Origin of the sequence: Pseudarthrobacter sp. PS3-L1 (assembly GCF_030063285.1) — a bacterium.
In the GTDB taxonomy this organism is placed as follows: Bacteria; Actinomycetota; Actinomycetes; order Actinomycetales; family Micrococcaceae; genus Arthrobacter.
Genome location: NZ_JASISU010000001.1, coordinates 781,966 through 799,764, shown reverse-complemented (window position 1 = coordinate 799,764; position 17,799 = coordinate 781,966). Strand labels below are relative to the sequence as shown.

13 protein-coding genes are annotated in these 17,799 nt (G+C 62.3%); 3 read left to right on the top strand and 10 right to left on the bottom strand.

The genetic code is table 11. From position 1 onward, the window contains the following. Window positions 1-15: 15 nt before the first annotated feature. Window positions 16-1,518, bottom strand: a complete 1,503-nt coding sequence (locus tag QMG79_RS03705) for an NAD-dependent succinate-semialdehyde dehydrogenase (protein ID WP_283537202.1) — start codon at window positions 1,516-1,518, stop codon at window positions 16-18. A gap of 248 nt (window positions 1,519-1,766) precedes the next feature. Then, complete coding sequence (rsmI, locus tag QMG79_RS03700; RefSeq protein ID WP_283537359.1) at window positions 1,767-2,606, bottom strand: 16S rRNA (cytidine(1402)-2'-O)-methyltransferase; 840 nt, start codon at window positions 2,604-2,606, stop codon at window positions 1,767-1,769. Window positions 2,607-2,816: 210 nt separating this feature from the next. Between rsmI and QMG79_RS03695 the strand changes: the two genes are divergently transcribed. Further along, window positions 2,817-4,511, top strand: coding sequence for a dolichyl-phosphate-mannose--protein mannosyltransferase (locus QMG79_RS03695; protein ID WP_283537358.1), 1,695 nt, complete (start codon window positions 2,817-2,819; stop codon window positions 4,509-4,511). Window positions 4,512-4,578: 67 nt separating this feature from the next. After that, window positions 4,579-6,408, top strand: coding sequence for an AMP-dependent synthetase/ligase (locus QMG79_RS03690; protein WP_283537201.1), 1,830 nt, complete (start codon window positions 4,579-4,581; stop codon window positions 6,406-6,408). Between the two features lie 106 nt (window positions 6,409-6,514). Here the strand turns inward: QMG79_RS03690 and QMG79_RS03685 are convergent, their stop codons facing one another. From QMG79_RS03685 to QMG79_RS03665, 5 genes are all read right to left on the bottom strand, one after another. Further along, window positions 6,515-7,723, bottom strand: a complete 1,209-nt coding sequence (locus tag QMG79_RS03685) for a TIGR01906 family membrane protein (RefSeq protein ID WP_283537200.1) — start codon at window positions 7,721-7,723, stop codon at window positions 6,515-6,517. A gap of 136 nt (window positions 7,724-7,859) precedes the next feature. Next, a complete protein-coding gene (locus QMG79_RS03680) occupies window positions 7,860-9,113 on the bottom strand; it encodes a L,D-transpeptidase (protein WP_283537199.1) in 1,254 nt (417 codons plus the stop codon). 64 nt (window positions 9,114-9,177) lie between these two features. Next, on the bottom strand, window positions 9,178-10,656 hold the full coding sequence (ahcY, locus tag QMG79_RS03675; RefSeq protein ID WP_283537198.1) for an adenosylhomocysteinase: 1,479 nt from the start codon (window positions 10,654-10,656) through the stop codon (window positions 9,178-9,180). Window positions 10,657-10,748: 92 nt separating this feature from the next. Beyond that, a complete protein-coding gene (locus QMG79_RS03670; protein WP_283537197.1) occupies window positions 10,749-10,964 on the bottom strand; it encodes a Trm112 family protein in 216 nt (71 codons plus the stop codon). A gap of 81 nt (window positions 10,965-11,045) precedes the next feature. After that, window positions 11,046-11,420, bottom strand: a complete 375-nt coding sequence (locus QMG79_RS03665) for a DUF3499 domain-containing protein (RefSeq protein ID WP_283537196.1) — start codon at window positions 11,418-11,420, stop codon at window positions 11,046-11,048. Window positions 11,421-11,496: 76 nt separating this feature from the next. On the opposite strand from QMG79_RS03665, the gene QMG79_RS03660 reads away from it, so the two are divergent. After that, window positions 11,497-12,012 carry a metallopeptidase family protein gene (locus QMG79_RS03660; RefSeq protein ID WP_283537195.1) on the top strand — a complete coding sequence of 172 codons (516 nt, stop codon included), beginning with the start codon at window positions 11,497-11,499 and terminating at the stop codon, window positions 12,010-12,012. Window positions 12,013-12,126: 114 nt separating this feature from the next. On the opposite strand, the gene QMG79_RS03655 is transcribed toward QMG79_RS03660, so the two are convergent. Genes QMG79_RS03655 through QMG79_RS03645 form a run of 3 tightly spaced genes read right to left on the bottom strand, consistent with a single transcriptional unit; the run spans window position 12,127 to window position 17,763 of the window. Then, the gene (locus QMG79_RS03655) at window positions 12,127-13,869 is read right to left on the bottom strand and encodes a DUF5719 family protein (RefSeq protein ID WP_283537194.1); all 1,743 of its coding nucleotides are present in this window, start codon (window positions 13,867-13,869) and stop codon (window positions 12,127-12,129) included. Continuing rightward, the gene (locus tag QMG79_RS03650; RefSeq protein ID WP_349357249.1) at window positions 13,862-17,221 is read right to left on the bottom strand and encodes a glycosyltransferase; all 3,360 of its coding nucleotides are present in this window, start codon (window positions 17,219-17,221) and stop codon (window positions 13,862-13,864) included. The genes QMG79_RS03655 and QMG79_RS03650 overlap by 8 nt, the downstream gene beginning before the upstream one ends. Window positions 17,222-17,223: 2 nt before the next feature. Then, a complete protein-coding gene (locus QMG79_RS03645; protein ID WP_283537192.1) occupies window positions 17,224-17,763 on the bottom strand; it encodes a WhiB family transcriptional regulator in 540 nt (179 codons plus the stop codon). Window positions 17,764-17,799 lie beyond the last annotated feature (36 nt).

Here is a 17,799-nt window from a genome sequence, read left to right as displayed (position 1 = left end):
ATCCTTGTGCCCTGGTTACTGGTCCGCGTATGGATCGGCGATACCGATGTACTGGGTGTACAGGTACTCCTCAATGCCTTCCAGGCCGCCTTCGCGCCCCAGGCCTGACTGCTTCACGCCACCAAAGGGAGCCGCAGCGTTGGAAATGACCCCTGCGTTGAGACCCAGCATGCCGGTTTCCAACCGTTCCCCCATCCGTAGCCCCCTGTTGAGGTCCTTCGTAAAGACGTAGGCAACCAGACCGTACTCTGTGTTGTTGGCCAGCCGCACAGCATCGTCCTCCGAGGAAAAAGTAATGATGGGCGCGACGGGCCCGAAGATCTCCTCCGCCAGGATCCGCGAGTCTTCGGTGACACCCGTCAGGACCGTGGGCTTGTAGAAATAACCCGGACCCTCTTCAGCGGCACCGCCGGTGAGGGCCTTCGCGCCGCGGGATACGGCGTCGTCCACAAGGTCCTGGACCTTGTCCCTGCTCTTGGCATCGATGAGCGGCCCAACCTTTGAGTTGGGCTCGGTGCCCCTGGCCAACGTCATGTCGCGCATCTTTGCAGCAAACTTCTCGGAGAATTCAGCAGCAACACTCTCATGCACAATGAAGCGGTTGGCAGCAGTGCAGGCCTCGCCCATGTTGCGCAGCTTGGCTGCCATAGCCCCTGTCACTGCAGCGTCAACGTCTGCGTCGCCGAAGACCAGGAAGGGTGCGTTTCCGCCGAGCTCCATCGATGTCCGAAGGACGTTTTCGGAAGCGTCGGCCATCAGGCGGCGGCCCACCTCGGTAGAACCGGTGAAGGAGAGCTTGCGGAGCCTGGCGTCCTTGATCAACGGCCCGGTGGTTGCCCCTGCGGTTGAGGTGGGAATGAGGTTCAGGACACCTGCTGGCAAGCCAGCCTCCTGCATGACCTCGGCGAAGAGCTGCGACGTCAGGGGCGTCAGGTTGGCTGATTTAAGCACCATCGTGCAGCCGGCAGCAACGGCAGGCGCCACTTTTCGTGTCGCCATGGCCAAGGGAAAGTTCCACGGTGTAATCAGCAGGCATGGCCCTACGGGCTTCTTGGTGACCAACAACCGTGATTTCCCGTCGGGGGATACCGAGTAGCGTCCGAAGGCGCGGACAGCTTCCTCGGAGAACCAGCGCAGGAATTCGGCACCGTAGGTGACTTCACCACGGGCCTCGGCCAGTGGCTTGCCCATCTCCAGGGTCATGAGCAGGGCGAAGTCCTCGGCCCGTTCGGTCACGCGCTCAAATGCCTTGCGAAGGATTTCGCCCCGTTCGCGGGCCGGTGTCTTGGCCCAGGAATCCTGGGCAGCGGCAGCTGCATCCAGGGCCGCAGCAGCATCCTCTGCTCCCGCGTCAGCAATGCTCAACAGGATCTTGCCCGTTGCTGGATCCTCAATATCGAAGGTCTTACCGGATGCCGCTGGACGCCACTCGCCGTTGATAAGCAGGCCGGTGGGAATGCTTGCCAGCAGTTCCTTTTCACGCTCTGCAGTAGCGGTGGTCTGTGCGGATGCAGTCACTGTGTCTCCTTCGTCAGGTGGTGTGGGTTGGTCCTGGGCGGCGCAATCGAGGCAGTATCGACTGGCCTTGGGCCCGATTACTGCCACCCTACTGCCGCCCGAGGGACCGGTCTACGCCTTGGCGCACCACACGGGGCGCCAAGCATTGTGCAGCGGCACAATACTTTCGGGCCCTGCCGTTGCCGAGCAGGCGGCAGTTCCTCACAACCGTGACTGCCGGCGCTGGCAGCTTGCGGCGATCCCGGTGCTCAGCGCGCGGCCAGAACCGCCGAGTAGAGCTCACGCTTGCTGATCCGGGCATCCTCGGCCACGGCGGCCACTGCGTCCTTGAGTCGAATACCCTGACCCATCAGTGAGTTCACAGCTGCAACATGATCTTCAGGCTTACTTACCTCCCGCTGGGCAGCACCGGCGACCACTACCGCTATTTCGCCGCGTATCTCATTGTCCTCAGCCCAGGTGAGCAGCTCCGCCAGCGTTCCACGAATAACTTCCTCATACGTCTTGGTCAGCTCCCGGCACACGGCACCTCTACGTTCGGGGCCAAAATTCTCACGGAGGGCCCGAATCATTACTTCAAGGCGATGCGGGGCCTCAAAAAACACCATGGTGCGCCGTTCCCCACCAAGTTCCGTGAGCCTGCTGGAGCGTTCCCCGGCCTTGCGCGGCAGGAAGCCCTCAAAGCAGAACCTGTCAGTCGGCAACCCTGAAAGAGCCAGTGCCGAGAGTACAGCCGATGGCCCGGGAGCCGTGGTGACCGTTAACCCGGCTTCGACGGCGGCTTCCACCAGGCGGAACCCAGGATCGGAGACAGCGGGCATGCCTGCATCAGTGACCATCACCAGGGTCTTGCCATCCCTGACCTGGTCCAGAAGCTCTGCCGTGCGGGTGGCTTCATTGTGCTCGTGGTAGCTGATGATGCGGCCAGCAACAGTGACACCCAGACCCTGGACGAGGCGGTGCAGGCGTCGGGTGTCTTCTGCAGCAACAATGTCTGCCGTGCCGAGCAGCTCGGTGAGCCGGATAGAGGCATCACCGTAATTTCCGATCGGAGTGGCTGCCAGGACTATCCGCCCGGAGCCAAAAATTCGGTGCTGGGCAGCACCGGGGAGCTCCCTCCTGTCCTCTTCAGGGGCTAACAGTTCGGTACCAGCGGAAACTGGGTCGTCGGAGTCTGTCGGTAGGGGCGCGCTGCCAGCTGGGGATTCCACGTCTCCAGCCTACTGCTGGGCAGCGGATGGCAGGGCAAACGGTAGCATTGGCACGTGACACAGACCCCCGAACAGACGCAGCCCGCTATGCCCGGCGGGACCGCCGAACAGGGAGCGCTACGCCGTGTTCGACGCTCCGGAGGCAGCCGGCGAACACCCGGCGAACGCTCCTGGATAACACGGCCGGACAGTGCCTTCACTGTCGAAGCCCTTGAGTATCGCCTGATCGGCACGCTGAAATCCTGGCGGGATTATCCGCCGTCGTTGCGGCTCTGGTTCTGGCTGGCGCCTACCCTCACAGCACTTCTCGGTGGAATCCTGCGGTTTGTTCGGCTCGATGCACCGCACAGCCTGGTCTTCGACGAGACATATTACGTGAAGGACGGCTACTCCTATCTGATCAGTGGCTATGAGCGCAATTGGCCGGATAAGGCCAACGAGGCATTCAACGCTGGTGATCCAAGCGTGATCCTTTCAACGCCGGAATACGTTGTCCACCCGCCAGTAGGCAAGTGGATGATTGCCGCCGGAATGTGGTTTTTTGGCGCTGATAATCCTTTCGGATGGCGCTTCGCCGCAGCAGTGACCGGGACCGTGTCTATCTTCCTGCTCGCGCTGATTGCCCAGAAACTGCTGGGATCTGTGACTCTGGGAGCTGTGGCCGGCCTGTTGATGGCTATTGACGGGCACCACCTGGTGATGTCGCGAACATCCCTCCTGGATATTTTCCTGATGTTTTGGGTGCTTGCGGCTTTTGGTGCCCTGCTGTTGGACCGAGATGACGGACGACGGCGGTTGGCCCGCCGCCTTGGTGCACTGGCACAGAAAAGCGCAACGGGTCTGCCCAGCGCAGCATCGCAGGCGGCGGGCCCATGGCTGGGCATCCGCTGGTGGCGCGTTACAGCGGGAGTCTGCCTTGGCCTTGCCGTAGGTACGAAGTGGTCAGGGTTATTTTTCCTTGCTGGCTTCGGAGTGCTCAGTGTCCTTTGGGATCTCAGTGCACGACGTACGGCCGGAATCCGTGGCTGGATCAGCGCTGGGATCATCAAGGATGGGATTCCGGCATTCCTGAGCATGGTCCCGGTGGCAGTAGGCGTGTACACAGCAACCTGGATTGGCTGGTTCAGGTCCAGCGACGGGTATTTCCGCCAGTGGGCGCAGAGCAACCCTTCGGCCCAGTGGGGATGGGTCCCGGACCCCATTCGATCCCTTGTGCATTACCATCTTGAAGCCTACGCATTCCATCAGGGGCTGGGGGCAGAGCACCCCTACGAGGCAAGTGCATGGAGTTGGCTGGTCATGGGCCGCCCTACGTCGTTCTTCTATGAAACTCCTGCTGCTGGTTCACCCGGCTGTGGTGTGGAGAACTGCGCCTCCGCCATCCTTTCAGTGGGTAATCCACTCATTTGGTGGGGCGCGGCCCTGTCCTTGGTGGTGCTCCTGTTCTTCTGGGCCGGGCGCCGCGATTGGCGGGCCGGTGCCATCCTGGCCGGAGTCGCCGTCGGGTACCTTCCGTGGTTCATGTACCCCGAGCGCACCATGTTCTTTTTCTACGCGATTTCCTTCCTCCCCTTCACGATTCTTGCCCTCACCTACGTTCTTGGCCTGGTTCTTGGCAGCCCGTCGGACCCCCCGTGGCGCCGGCGGTCCGGACTCTACTTCGTCGCAGGGTTCCTGGCCGCAGCCCTTGTGCTCTCTGCTTTCTTCTATCCGATCTGGACCGCTGAGGTCATTCCGTACGATCAGTGGCGGCTGAGGATGTGGATGCCTTCGTGGATCTAGGGCAGGATTGCAGCAGAAACCGAGCACGCTCAGGTGTCCCGATTCGGTCGCGGAGTGGAGAACAGCAGTGAGAGAAGCAAGCACGGCGTTGCTGGTGGAGCTCGACCCAGACAGCAACGTCACGGATCTCTTGCTTGAGCAGGCAGACCTGGACCCAAACCACGCGATCTATTCCCGGCGGCATGCCCAGGGCTGGAGTAACGTCAGCGCAGGGACCTTCCTCACGCAGGTCACTGGCCTGGCCAAGGGACTCATTGCGGGTGGGCTGGCGCCGGGCGATCCTGTTGCCGTCATGTCCGCAAGTCGTTTCGAATGGACCCTCGTGGACTTTGCCATCTGGCATGCCGGTGGAATAGTCGTGCCCATCTACGAGACATCATCGGCAAGCCAGATTGAATGGATCCTGCAGGATTCCGGCGCACGCCGAATCTTTGTTGAGGACCGTGCCAAGGCTGCGCTGGTGGTAGACGTCGTTGACTCTTCTGAGCTGTTGGCACAGCTACCCGTCACGATTGTCCGGATGGACTTCGACGGCGTCGCGCCGGACCTCGCAAGCCTCACGGCGGCAGGCACGGGAGTCACAGCTGGTGAGCTCGAAAGGCACCGCACAACTGCTGGCCTGGCCGACGTCGCCTCGCTCGTCTATACCTCGGGGACAACAGGAAAGCCGAAAGGCTGCGAGATCACGCATGGCAACTTTGCCCTCGTCGCCAAAAACATTGTGCAGTTCCTGCCCGAACCCCTGTTGCAGGACGGTGCACGAACACTGATGTTTCTGCCGCTGGCTCATGTACTGGCCCGCGCCGTCCAGGTGGTCTGCCTCAGTGCAGGGGCTACGCTTGGCCATTCTGCCACTACCGCACAGCTGATCGAAGACCTGGGCACGTTCCGGCCCACCTTCCTGCTAGTGGTTCCCCGGATCTTCGAAAAGGTCTACTCAGGTGCTGCGCAGAAGGCCACAAATGCTGGCAGGTCGCGGATGTTCACGTCCGCAGCAGGGACAGCCCGTGCATGGTCGGTCGCCCAGGACATGAGGTACAGGGGTAGGGGCAAGGGGCCCGGAATCCTGCTCACTCTACGTCACGGACTGTTCAACAGGATCTTCTACCCTAGGCTTCGAAACGCCCTGGGTGGTCACATCAGCTACACCGTATCCGGGGCAAGTCCGCTTGCACCCGGCGATGCGCATTTCTTCAGGGGCGCCGGCATCCCTGTACTTGAAGGTTACGGACTGACGGAGACAACGGCCCCGTGCACGGCGAACACGCCAACCCACACAAAAGTAGGCACTGTGGGACGGCCCATTCCAGGGACCACCATCAGGGTTGCGGACGACGGCGAGGTTCTGGTGCGGGGCATTGGCGTCTTCAGGGGCTATCACGCTGATGAGGCTGCCAACGCCGCCGCCTTTGTGGATGGCTTCTTCCGTACTGGGGATCTGGGGTCCCTTGATGCGGATGGCTTCCTCACCATCACGGGCCGTAAAAAAGACCTCCTGGTCACGGCTTCGGGCAAGAACGTAGCACCCGGTCCCCTTGAAGAAATCATCCGGGCCCATCCCTTGGTGGCCCACACCGTGGTGGTGGGAGACGGTAAACCTTTTGTGTCCGCGCTGATCATCCTCGATGCCGATAACCTCAGCCACTGGTGCATGGACAAAGGGTTTTCCCAGCTGACAGTCTCCGCTGCCGCTTCAGACCACCGGGTTCTGACGGAACTGCAGGAAGCAGTGGATGAGGCTAACCGCTCTGTCTCCAGGGCAGAATCCGTCAGGGCGTTCCGGGTGCTTGACGCAGAAGTCTCCCTGCAGAGCGGCCACCTCACCCCGTCGTTGAAACTGAAACGCTCGACTGTGGTGAAGGACTTCTCCACAGTGATCCACAGTATTTACAACTAGCAGCCCCGGAACACAAAAGCCCGGCCCGACGGCGGACGTGATGTCCGCCGTCGGGCCGGGCTTTTGTGTCAGAAACCATCTTCCCCGCACGCTGCCAGGGGTCCTGCTATGGCGTTGACTTTGCGGTGGACAGATCCCGCTCCTGGCCAGCGAGCTTCTCCGCGTCATCTGCAGCCACGAGCTCCTGCCGGTCACGGGCGCGGCCCCGGCGCTTCTTGGTGGGCCAGGTGAGTACCAGGGTGATCAGTGCAACCACGACCACGAGCCCGCCGATCACAATGCCCGCATCGATCCAGAACTGGCCCGGGAACAGGCGGATCAGAGTGTCCTCAAGGGTAAATGTCCAGGTACCGTTCGCAAAGAAAATGCGATGAAACTCGGTGAAGAACTGCTCCCAGCCCAGAAAAGCCAGGGTGCCGAGCCCGCCCATGAGCACCAGGGTCGCCAACGAGCCGGTAAACAGTCCACGTCGGACTCCGCCCGGGCGCCTGCGCCGCAGGTAGATGATCGCAATGATCGCAATGATCGCAAGCACGACACCTGCACCAAAGGTGGTCATAATGACTGTTTTGACGTCGGCCATGTGGCTGACTTCGCCCTCTTTGAAAAGGGGTTCCCCGTTACGGCCCACCAGATCACCCAGGAAGCGCGGTCCTGCCCAGTTGTTCAGGTAATCCACAGCGTAGGAACCGTAGGTCATCCGGTCATCAGTGCTGAAGCCATAACCATCGCCAGGGAATCCTGGGCGGTTGTATTCAACCCACAGGAAGAGTGGGCTGGCCACGGCCCGGATGGCCGCTATCAGAAGGATGACGGGGAAGAATACTGCCAGGAGCACTTGCATCACGCGGGGCAGCACCGGCTTGGAGTTTGCCGCATCCTCACGCTCCTTGTTACGCCTCTCCACCTCTGCTTCCGGGGGCCTGACCTGCAGTCCGGACGTTGGAAAGGGCTCCGCGAATACTGCTGATGCCGTGATGTCCCGGCTCACCACACCGGAATTTCCGGCCTCTGCAGCCCGACGATCTGCACGGGTACCAGAGGCAGGCGCCGTCTTTGGAAGCTGCGTGGTGCCCGGTACCGCACCAGCAGCTGGTTCGGAAGCCCGCTGGGGGGTAGCTGTTCGCTCCCGCACGCCTGGCACGTCCTCCGCGGCAGGCTTGCTCTGCTTGGTGTTGTCACCGGACGCTGCGTTCTGCGGAGCTTTGGTTGCCCCACCGGTCCGCATCCAGTCAAAAGCCGGAGCTTCGGTGTCCCCAGAGGTGTCCAGTTGGGGCTCCGAATGATCTTTGGAGGGCGGAGTCTTGTCAGTCACTGGGGCTTCACTTCCGTCGTGTGGAGCATCGTGGGAAAAGACCCTGGCGATGCCGATATTCTCATCTCGAGCCTACTGCCCATGGCCTTGGCGGGGAGTGATTGCTGGCCGGTGTGTGGGCTGTAGGCGGAACTTGTCAGTTTGCGTAGTCGGCCCACGGGATATTCCAGTCCTGGAAGCCATCAGTGGGTGCCGCGTACTCGCCATCAGTGTTGATGACCTGGACGACATCACCTGTCTGCATGGTGTCAAAGACCCAGGCTGCGTCCACGGGGCCGAGTCCAATGCAGCCATGCGAAACGTTGGCGTTCCCCAGGGACGAGTAGGCGGATTCCAGCGCCTGGTGGATGTAGGCGCCGCTGAGGGAAAGACGAATGGTGTGTTCAACGTCAAGCTCGCCGTAGAAGGCAGGATCGCCCGGCTTCAGGCCAATGCTGGCTGCGCGGAAGTGGTCGTAACGATTCTTTTCCATCAGCACCGCGAATCCGTTGGCTGAAGGGAAGCGTTCGTCACCCATGGTGGCAGGAACCGTCTTGATGACCTGGTCATTGATGCTGAGCGTAAAAGTGTGGGCCGTTGCGTCGGCCACAGCCACCCGCTTGTCGCCGATATTGACGTTGAGCGTTTTGTTGAAGTTTGCGATCTGCCCGTTGCCAATGTCGAGCCCAAAGAGCTTCATGTCCATTGTGACAGTGGTGTTCGCAGTCCAGAAGGCTTCGGGCCGATAGCGCACCATAGTATCGCTGTACCAGTGGAACGCTCCCTGCTGACCGGCAGTGGTGGTCACGGAGATGGCCTTTTCGACGGCTTCCCGGTTCACCACGGGTTCGCTGAAGACAATCTGCAGCGGCTGCCCTACACCCACGTTCATTCCATCGAGTGGGTAGATTGCAGCGTCGGCTTCGTTGGCAGCCGGAACCGTACTGAACGACGACGTGGACGTTGAGCTCTTGCCAGCTGCGTCCTTGACAGTTGAGGCAAGGGTATAGGTTGAGTCAAAAAGCAGCGGTTCGCTGGCAGTCCACGTGAGGTCATCGGCGCCCATCGAGCCTGCCACCTTTTCACCAGCAGCGTTGGCCAAGGAGACCGTCTCAAGAGTCCCGCCCTTTGCGGACAGTGTCACCGGTGCTGCAGGATTTACCTGCGCCGCTCCGTTCACCGGAGAAGCCACGAGCTGCACCGGAGGTGCCGCCGGGGGCTCGGATGGACTAGCCGTGGACGGCGCGGCAGAGGGACGAGAATTCGGTGCAGCGACGGACTGCACAAGGTCTGCGCCCACGCCGGACGTTGCGGCGAAGACACCGCCACCAACAATCAGTGCGCACACTCCGACAATCAGGATGATCTTCCTGGCTGAACCCAGGCGGTGCGGTTTTGTATCAGGCTCCATCAGACAATCTTAAGCCCCCAAGGAGGAAAACCCCGGGCGCCGGCAGCGCCCGGGGCGTCACGCCTCAGTAACGATAGTGCTCGGACTTGAAGGGACCGGCCACATCGACATCCAGGTATTCGGCCTGCTCCTTTGAGAGTTCAGTCAGCTCAACGCCAAGGGCGTCGAGGTGCAGCCGTGCGACTTTTTCGTCCAGGACCTTGGGCAGGACATAGACCTGGTTTTCATACTCGCGCTCGTCGTCACGCTGGTCTTTCTTTGTCCAGAGTTCGATCTGCGCAATTGTCTGGTTCGCGAAGGAGTTGCTCATGACAAACGACGGGTGGCCTGTTGCGTTGCCGAGGTTGAGCAAGCGGCCTTCGGAGAGGACGATGATGGAGCGCTCTGCTTCCGTACCTTCATCAAGGACCCACTCGTGGACCTGTGGTTTGATCTCAACTTTGCGGACGCCAGGCAACCGGCCCAGTCCCGCCATGTCGATCTCGTTGTCGAAGTGGCCAATGTTGCCGACAATAGCTTTGTTCTTCATGGCGGCCATGTGCTCGGCCATGATGACGTCCTTGTTTCCCGTGGTGGTGATGAAAATATCGCCCAAGGCAAGTACGGACTCCAGCTTTGCCACCTGGTAGCCATCCATGGCTGCCTGCAGCGCACAGATTGGGTCGATTTCCGTCACGATCACTCGTGATCCCTGGCCGCGAAGCGCCTCAGCGGCACCCTTGCCCACGTCACCGTAGCCACAGACGACAGCGACTTTACCGCCCATGAGCACGTCGGTTGCCCTGTTGATCCCGTCGGGCAGCGAGTGGCGGATGCCGTATTTGTTGTCGAACTTGCTCTTGGTGACCGAGTCGTTGACATTGATGGCCGGAAACAGCAGCTTTCCCTGCGCTGCGAGCTGGTAGAGACGCAGCACACCCGTGGTGGTCTCCTCGCTGACGCCCTTGATCTGGCCAGCAATGCGCCCCCATTTTTTGGGGTCCGCAGCAATGGAGCGACGGATGACGTCCAGGAAAATGACGTGTTCTTCGGAGTCATTGGCGTCTGCTGAGGGAACGGCACCGGCTGCCTCAAACTCGACACCCTTGTGCACCAGCATGGTGGCATCTCCGCCATCATCGAGAATCATGTTCGGACCGAGCTCGGGATTGCTCTCCGCACCGGGCCAGGTCAGGATCTGCTCGGCGGTCCACCAGTAGTCTTCGAGGGACTCGCCCTTCCAGGCGAAAACCGGCACGCCCGTGGGATTTGCCTCAGTTCCGGTTCCCACTACCACAGCAGCTGCGGCTTCATCCTGGGTGGAGAAGATGTTGCAGGAAGCCCACCGAACCTCAGCGCCAAGTGCGGTCAGGGTTTCAATGAGAACCGCTGTCTGCACTGTCATGTGCAGCGAGCCGGCAATCCGGGCGCCTTTGAGCGGCTGCTCCTCGCCAAACTCGGCGCGCAGGGACATCAGTCCCGGCATCTCGTGCTCTGCGAGGCGTATCTGGTGACGCCCTGCCTCGGCAAGGCTGATGTCTGCAATTTTGTAATCGAAAGTCATGAGGTCCTCTTCTGTTCAGTCATGAAGTGTTCGCCGCTCGCGTTGCGGGGGATGGGTGAAGTGTCAGTGCAGCGGATGCAACGTCCGCGGCGTCAGGCCGGAGCGTCGTGCTGGTCCGAGCCAGCAGAGGTGGCAGCCTGGAGCAGCTCGGGTGGCAGCAGGAGCGGGATGCCGTCTTCGATTGAATACCTGAGGGCGCCGCCGTCATGGGACTCAGTGGTCACTAGGAAGTCGACGTCCTGAACAAGAGGCGAGCCTGTCACAGGGCATCTCAGCGCGGACAAGAGTTCTGGGCTGATGCTTGGCATGGTTACTGCTCCCTGACTGGCGCACTAGGCACTGAAGGCGATCCGGTGGTCAGCTTCCAGCGTACCGCCACTGGCGGCCAATCACGGTTCGCGGAGGGCTCGCAGGTGCCTTCTTCTGGCTCCCTCGCCGGGGACAGGTGCTTCCATGGCCGCCCTCGCGTCCCGCTGGACCGGTGCCGCAGGTTTTCCTGCCGCTTCCCGGACAGCGTCTGCAAGCGCCAGCAGGTCATCAGGGCCGGGCTGGTGCGGAGTGGTGGGCATGGCGAGCCTCAGGACTTCCCAGCCACGGGGTGCCGTGAGGGAACCCGCATGCCTGGCGCACAGGTCGTAGCAGTGTGGCTCTGCGTACGTTGCGAGGGGTCCAAGAACGGCGGTCGAGTCCGCATATACGTACGTCAGAGTAGCCACCGCCGATTCGCGGCAGGCAGACCTTGAACATTGACGGAGAGCACCCACGACACAAAATCCTACTCTGCGGGAGGGACCCACGGCGCGCGTCGCATATTTCTCCGGCCAGGATTAGAGTCAGACTATGCAGTCCTCCCACCTTGAACCGACGTTCAGCGTCCGCCTGTCGGATTCGTCAGCAACCTCCGGAGACGCAATCGGTCAGGGCTACGGGAGGGGATTCAGGGACCGGCGGCGGAATAGGCACGGGCGGGGACTGCGCGGCGAGCTTCTGTCTCCGAACCTGCCGGGATATCTTTCGCGCACGGACCGTTTTGACGAGTTGGTCATGGATTCGGCACAGCGGTTGCACGATATCTGGGGCAAGACCCTTGATGGCGTCCGGTTCGCTGTTGATGAAATTCCGCCGAACCTGGAGTTCCTCGTCGCGGAAAAGGGACGGGCGCCACTGGGTGCCTACATCCCTGGCCATGATGACGACGGTCCCCTCATCACCGTGTACCGCCGGGTGGCCGAGCACGCCTGCGACACACGCGAGGAGCTCCAGGACCTCGTCCACGATGTCGTGGTCGAGTACACGGCTGAAATGCTGGGCGTCGCCCCCGAGACTGTCGATCCCGTCTACCGTCGCAGGTACTGAGGACGTTACTGTGTCTCGGCGCCAGTCCCACACCGCAGCAGGAACGGAGCGTCAGCCTTCCTGAGAGATCCCCGCGCGGGGGCACCGCCGGATGCTGCTGGCTGCTCGCTCTGCTCAGTACCCCAGCGTGACGGGAACTTTCTCCTGGCCAGCTGCCGAAGGAGTCAGGTTGATCACTGAAACATCATCGTTGTCCGCGCCGGTCAACAAAAGAGCCCCATAGACCGAGTCCCCCGCAGCTGAGACAACGTAGGCATTCACGGCCGATCCCCCGATTGACTCCGGAACCTTGACGCTGCCAGTGGTGCCACCGGCAATGTCAAGGGTTGCGGAAGGTTGCAGCGCGCCGTTGGCCGTGACCGGTGTATAGGAGATGGTGGCGCGTGCATCCAAGGCCCCAAAAACCATCGTCCGCGATCCATTGGCTGGCACCGGAACGATATGTTGGCTTCCCAGCCGGGCGGACGACGGCGACCACGCCAGGTCCGAGCGCTTGGTACTGTCTGTCCCCCGGGCTACCCTCGTGGTCGCCGTAAAAGCGACGTCGGACTCCGCCAGGACTGTGTATTGCCCTGCCGGCAGTCCCGCCAGGGGGACCTGGGTGAGCGAGCCCGCTTTTGCCGTCACGACACCACCTTTGGGCAGGGCCTGCTGGCCGCTCTGCCCAAAAAGCTTAATTTCAACAACGGCGTCCGTCGTTCCGGGGACGGTGATGCTCAGGGCAGGTCCAGCGTCACCGAAGCCTCGTGTTGCTGTCAGTGCCGCAACAGCTGCTGGATCCTGGATATCCACCCCGGTCATGACTTGCCGGACTCCCGGTCCGGTACTCGGCGAAATGTAGTCGACTCCGCCAGGAACTAGTCCTCGAAGAACACTCTGCTGGATCACCGCCGCCACCGGGCCACCGGCGCTGCGGAGATGGACGCTGAGCTGTTCTTCTCCTGGCGCGAGCCCCGCCAGCACAATCGAGCGCGAGGTTCCTGGCGCAACCAGGAGGCCACGGCTGCCCGGTGCCTGGATTTGGCCCGCTCCCCCAAACAGTTCCAGGTTGACTGTCGCAGGATTGCTGGACGGATTGGTCACGACCAAGACAGCCGTTCGACCAACAGTGGTGGTCGCCCCAGCCAGCCACAGGTCATTCGCCGGTTCCTGGCAAGACGCGGCAGCAGTGCCACTGAGATCTCCGTCATTCGCCGAATACGTTGATAGGCCAGCCGCTGACGCTTCCTGGCCCTCCTGCGCTTCCGCCTGCAGGATCCGGATCCCGTCCACGCCCTGGCCCGCAATCACGCCGGCCCGTACCTCGGCAGCGGCGGGAGCCGCCGTGGCAGCACCGTTGGTGAAGCTCACAGGCTCTGACCCATCGAGTTCCTGCAGCCGACTGGCCGGAAGTTGAGCCCCGGGATTGCCAACAACAGCGGCACTGACCGATGTCTTGGCTGACGACGACGCCGCACTGAACTCAGGGTCGGTGCCCGTTGCAGTTCCCTCCAGGAGCCTTGCTGGCCCTGGGCAGACTCCTGTTGATGCGCCAGCCGGTACAGCAGTGAGGACCGGACTCAACTGGCGGGCATCCATCGGCGCTGGAGTAAGTGAACCGTATGTCACCACGGCACCGGTAATGACAACGACCGCGACGGCCGAGATGAGGCCCGCAGCCAACCCACCACGGGCAGCGCGGCGGGCAGCCGGGCGTGATTCACCTGCTGTCGCCGGTGTCCCCGCGGGGGCGCTTCCTTCAGCCACGAACGCTACGGGCGGCGCCATGACCGGAAGATCTGTGGGTTGGCCTGAGGAACGTGCCGGTTCGGCACGGACAGGTATCGAGGCCATTTCGGCCTCTGGCTTCTTATCCATAGATGCGTTCCTTCCGCAATGAGCCCTCGTCGCGGGACAAGCCCGTGCTGGGTCGTCGGACCGGCATGGGAATGGCCAGGAGAACTGTCAGCCCGATGACGACGATCTGCATCCCGCCCAACCAGTAGGCCCAAGGATTGTCATACCGCACGCTCAGCGTTCCGCCTGACGCTGGCAGTTCAAAGGCCTGGGCCCAGCCAGAAGATGCCGGGGTGAGGTCCACGCCGTTCAGCTGCGCCTTCCAGCCAGTGTCCGACCGCTCCGCCAGGACCAGGAGCCTGCCCTCTTCTCCCTCAGGAACCGAGGCATCGAGGTCTTGCACGCCTGAGGACAACGCACCGATGGTAGTCCCTGCGGCGTCGGTGATCCGCGCCCGGTGGGTTACATCTGCTGCACCCAACGTCGAGTTCGCAGCCGGGGCAACACGCCAAAGCCAGCCAGTGTCCGTCTCGCCCACTGCCACAAGCCCTGGCACCGCATCCATCCGGCTTGCGGTCAGCTGGGCTGCGGTGTCATCGGCACGCAGCACCACAAAGCCGACGCCGAGCGCCTCAAGCTCTGGACGGGGGTCAACTCCCTGTCCTGCCGCTAGGACCGCGACGACGTTTCTCAGGGTGGTTCCTGCTTGATCGTCCGCCCGGATGGTTTCCTGGCCGGGCGCGCCCATGATCGACCGGGCAGAAGCGATGGTCGACAGCGCGTCAAGGGTTGTTCCTGCTCCACGCATCAGCGTCGCCTCGAAGGCACCATCATCGTCCGTGCTCATAAGGAGCGTGCGCGACTTTTCCGGCCCAACGCCCCTGTCGATCGCCGTCGCTGGCAACGTCCGGACGGATCCGCCCGCCACCAAGAGCTGCACACCACTGCCCTGCGCTGCGTCACTGGCGGAAAGCGTGGGCATGGAAAGCGCACCGACCGGCTGGTCCACCACGTTCTTGGCAGTCCATGCGACAAGTCCTACCAGGGGACCAACCATCACCGCCGCCACAACCACCGTGGCCATTGACTGACGAAGCACCCCGCCTTTGGAGTCGCCCTGGGGCCGCTCGCTGAGGGCGAGTGCCTTGTCAGCGCCAATGACAGCGGCCGCCAGAAGGGCAAACGTGGCGGCGGAAACAGCCGAACCGGGGAAAGGCGACACCATCTCGGTCGATGTCAGTGCCACTGAAATCCGGCCAACAGCCCATCCGCCACCAAGCATCAGCGCGGCAACCAGCCACAGGAGGCGGGCTGGCCTGGTGCGTCGTCCTGGCAGGAAGAGTGCCACAAGCGCAAAAAGCAAAACTGGCCCGCCCAGGAGGACGGTGAGGATGAGCGCCCAGGGAATACCGGCAGTCGGCAGGATTGAGAGCCCAGTAATCCCGGACTGCATGCCAAAATCAAGTGGTTGGCCCAGGATTTGCTGCCAGAGGGGGGCTGCGCTGAATCCCAAAGGCTGGCCAGGATCCGCCAAGAGGGACCGCGGACGATCGATAGCCGCCACGACCATCGGCAGGAACAGAGCAACTGCTGGCAGCAGCGACCACCACAGCGTTCGCCCACGTCGACGCAGCAGGACAGCGCTCACCACAATGGCTGCGACGCTCGGAATGAAAAGCGAGGGTGCCGACGCCGTCACTACAGCCAGTGCCAGGCCCGCGGCAGCTGCCGCCGTCCACGAAGGTACTCCGTTGATGCCTGCCTTGGGTGGTGGGAGCTGGGTGAACCTGCGTTCACCAGGCGCCGGCATGGCAAATCGACCGTGGCCAATCGCCGTTCCCGTGGCCCTCAGCAGCCCCAGCGCAAGGAACGGAATAACAACGTGCGCAATGAGCGCACCGAGGCGCCCTTGATCCACGGCAACCTGCAAGACAGGAGCGGCGGCCCACATGAGGGCGGCAGCCATCCGCGTCCGTCTACGGCCAGTCAGGGCACCCGCAGCAAACCAGGCGCCGAGTCCCGCAAGCGGCAGGGCAAGGAAATAGACCCACACAATCGCCGCATTTGCGTTACCTGCACCCAGGAGACCGAGAATCCAGAGGACATAACCAAAGGGATCGCCGTGCCCAGGGAGACCAGCACCAAGCAATATCCACCAACCGGAGGCGTGCTGCCAGATGGTCATCAGGTCAGGGGAAACGGGGAGCAGGGCACCTCCGCTGAGCGCGTCGGCGCCGAAGAGTGCGCTGAGGCTGATTATGGCTGCTGCAAGCGTGACAAGGACAACTGCCAACGCACCGATTCCAACCCAACCACGGCCACTCGTTGTCAGTGCAGCAAAATCATCCGCAGCATCGCCCGTGGGCTGGTCTGCCAGAGCGTCTTGCTCGCGTCGTTCCACGTCCAGCTCACTGGAACCGATGGCTTCCATGAGGGAACGGCGATGGCTCCAGACCTCACGCCTGCTGGTCTGGAGCTTCCGGACCAGGGAACGACGCATCCTGCGTGTCCTTGCGGCCGAGCGTCGGGCTCGGGCAATGCTTCGCGGACGCGCAAGCGCCGAGAACGTCGCAGCCACCTGCGAAAAACCATGACCAAGATCCTTGACGGCGATGCTCACCACCAGCCTGAAGATACTGCCAAGGATCGCACCGACGGCATGCAGCGGCACCTGCCACCATGCGCAGTGCTTGAGCCTGAGGTGGACCTGGGCCCTGCGCGCAGCGGCAGCAGTCCCGAGAGCGTGGGGACGGTGCACAACGTGGGAGATCTTGGCTGAGGGAACCACCACAACACGGTGGCCAGCTACTCGGTTTCGCCAACAGAAGTCCACGTCGTCACCGGTACCGGGCAATGCGGGGTCAAAGCCGCCAAGTTGATCCCAGACATCACGCCGGATGAGCATTCCGGCGGAGTTGACGGCGAAAGTATCCGTACGGCCGTCGTATTGGCCCTGATCAAGCTCATCCGCCTCCATGAGGGTGAGCCGCTCGGCCCAGCGGCTGATCGAGAGTCCAACATCCACAAGCCGGCGATCAGCATGCCAGTCAAGCTGTTTGCAACCGGCAACCGTTACTGAGGGAGCCCGCTCGACGGCACCCAGGAGCTCGGAAAGTGCCCCGGGGGCCGGCGCTGCGTCGTCATGGAGGAGCCAGATCCAGTCTCCCGGCGCCGACTCGGCCGCGGGCGCAAGATGGTTCAGGCCGGCCTGGATTGCTGCACCCATCCCCGGGGTGCCGCCCGTATAGGAGACAACGCGGTCAGCGCCCAAAAAGCGCTCAAGAAGGGACGCTGAATTATCAAGGGAACCGGTATCGACCCCAATAAGGGAATCAGCGGGGCGGGTCTGGCTCTTCAGTGCAGCCAGTGTTGTGGGGAGATAGTCACCGCCATTGTGGGAGACCACCACGGCAGTGACGCGTACTTCCTGCAGAATCAGACCGCTCGCTTTCTCAGCCGACGTCGCTCGCGCTCCGACAGGCCGCCCCAGATGCCAAAGCGTTCATCGTTGGCGAGAGCGTATTCGAGGCACTTTGAGCGGACATTGCAGGCTCCACAGACTTTTTTCGCGTCGCGGGTGGAGCCGCCCTTCTCGGGGAAAAACGCTTCAGGATCCGTTTGGGCGCACAGTGCGTCTGTCTGCCATCCCAGTTCGCCCTCGTCGTCAAAGTCCTGCCGACCCGGGAGCCCAATCCAGACGGGCTGCGTCGACACCTCCGGGAGCGTACGAAGTTCCATGGGTGGATCGAGGAGATCATCCTCGTTCTCACCCGCTCCACCAGCCAAAGCTTCATGGGCCGCAAGGAATGCTGTTGCCGGATCGTGCAGCGGCCCTCGCCCCGAGCTGTAGCGCTCAGCAGCATTCGGGTCCGCGGGATCGACATACCAGTCATCCGGGACTCCCCGCGTCTGGTACTTGGTTGTCGCCTGACCGGCGACGATGGCATCTTCATGGATACGCTCTACTTGCCCCACGGCGCCCCTCCTGATGTAGCAACCCCCGCCGGGATG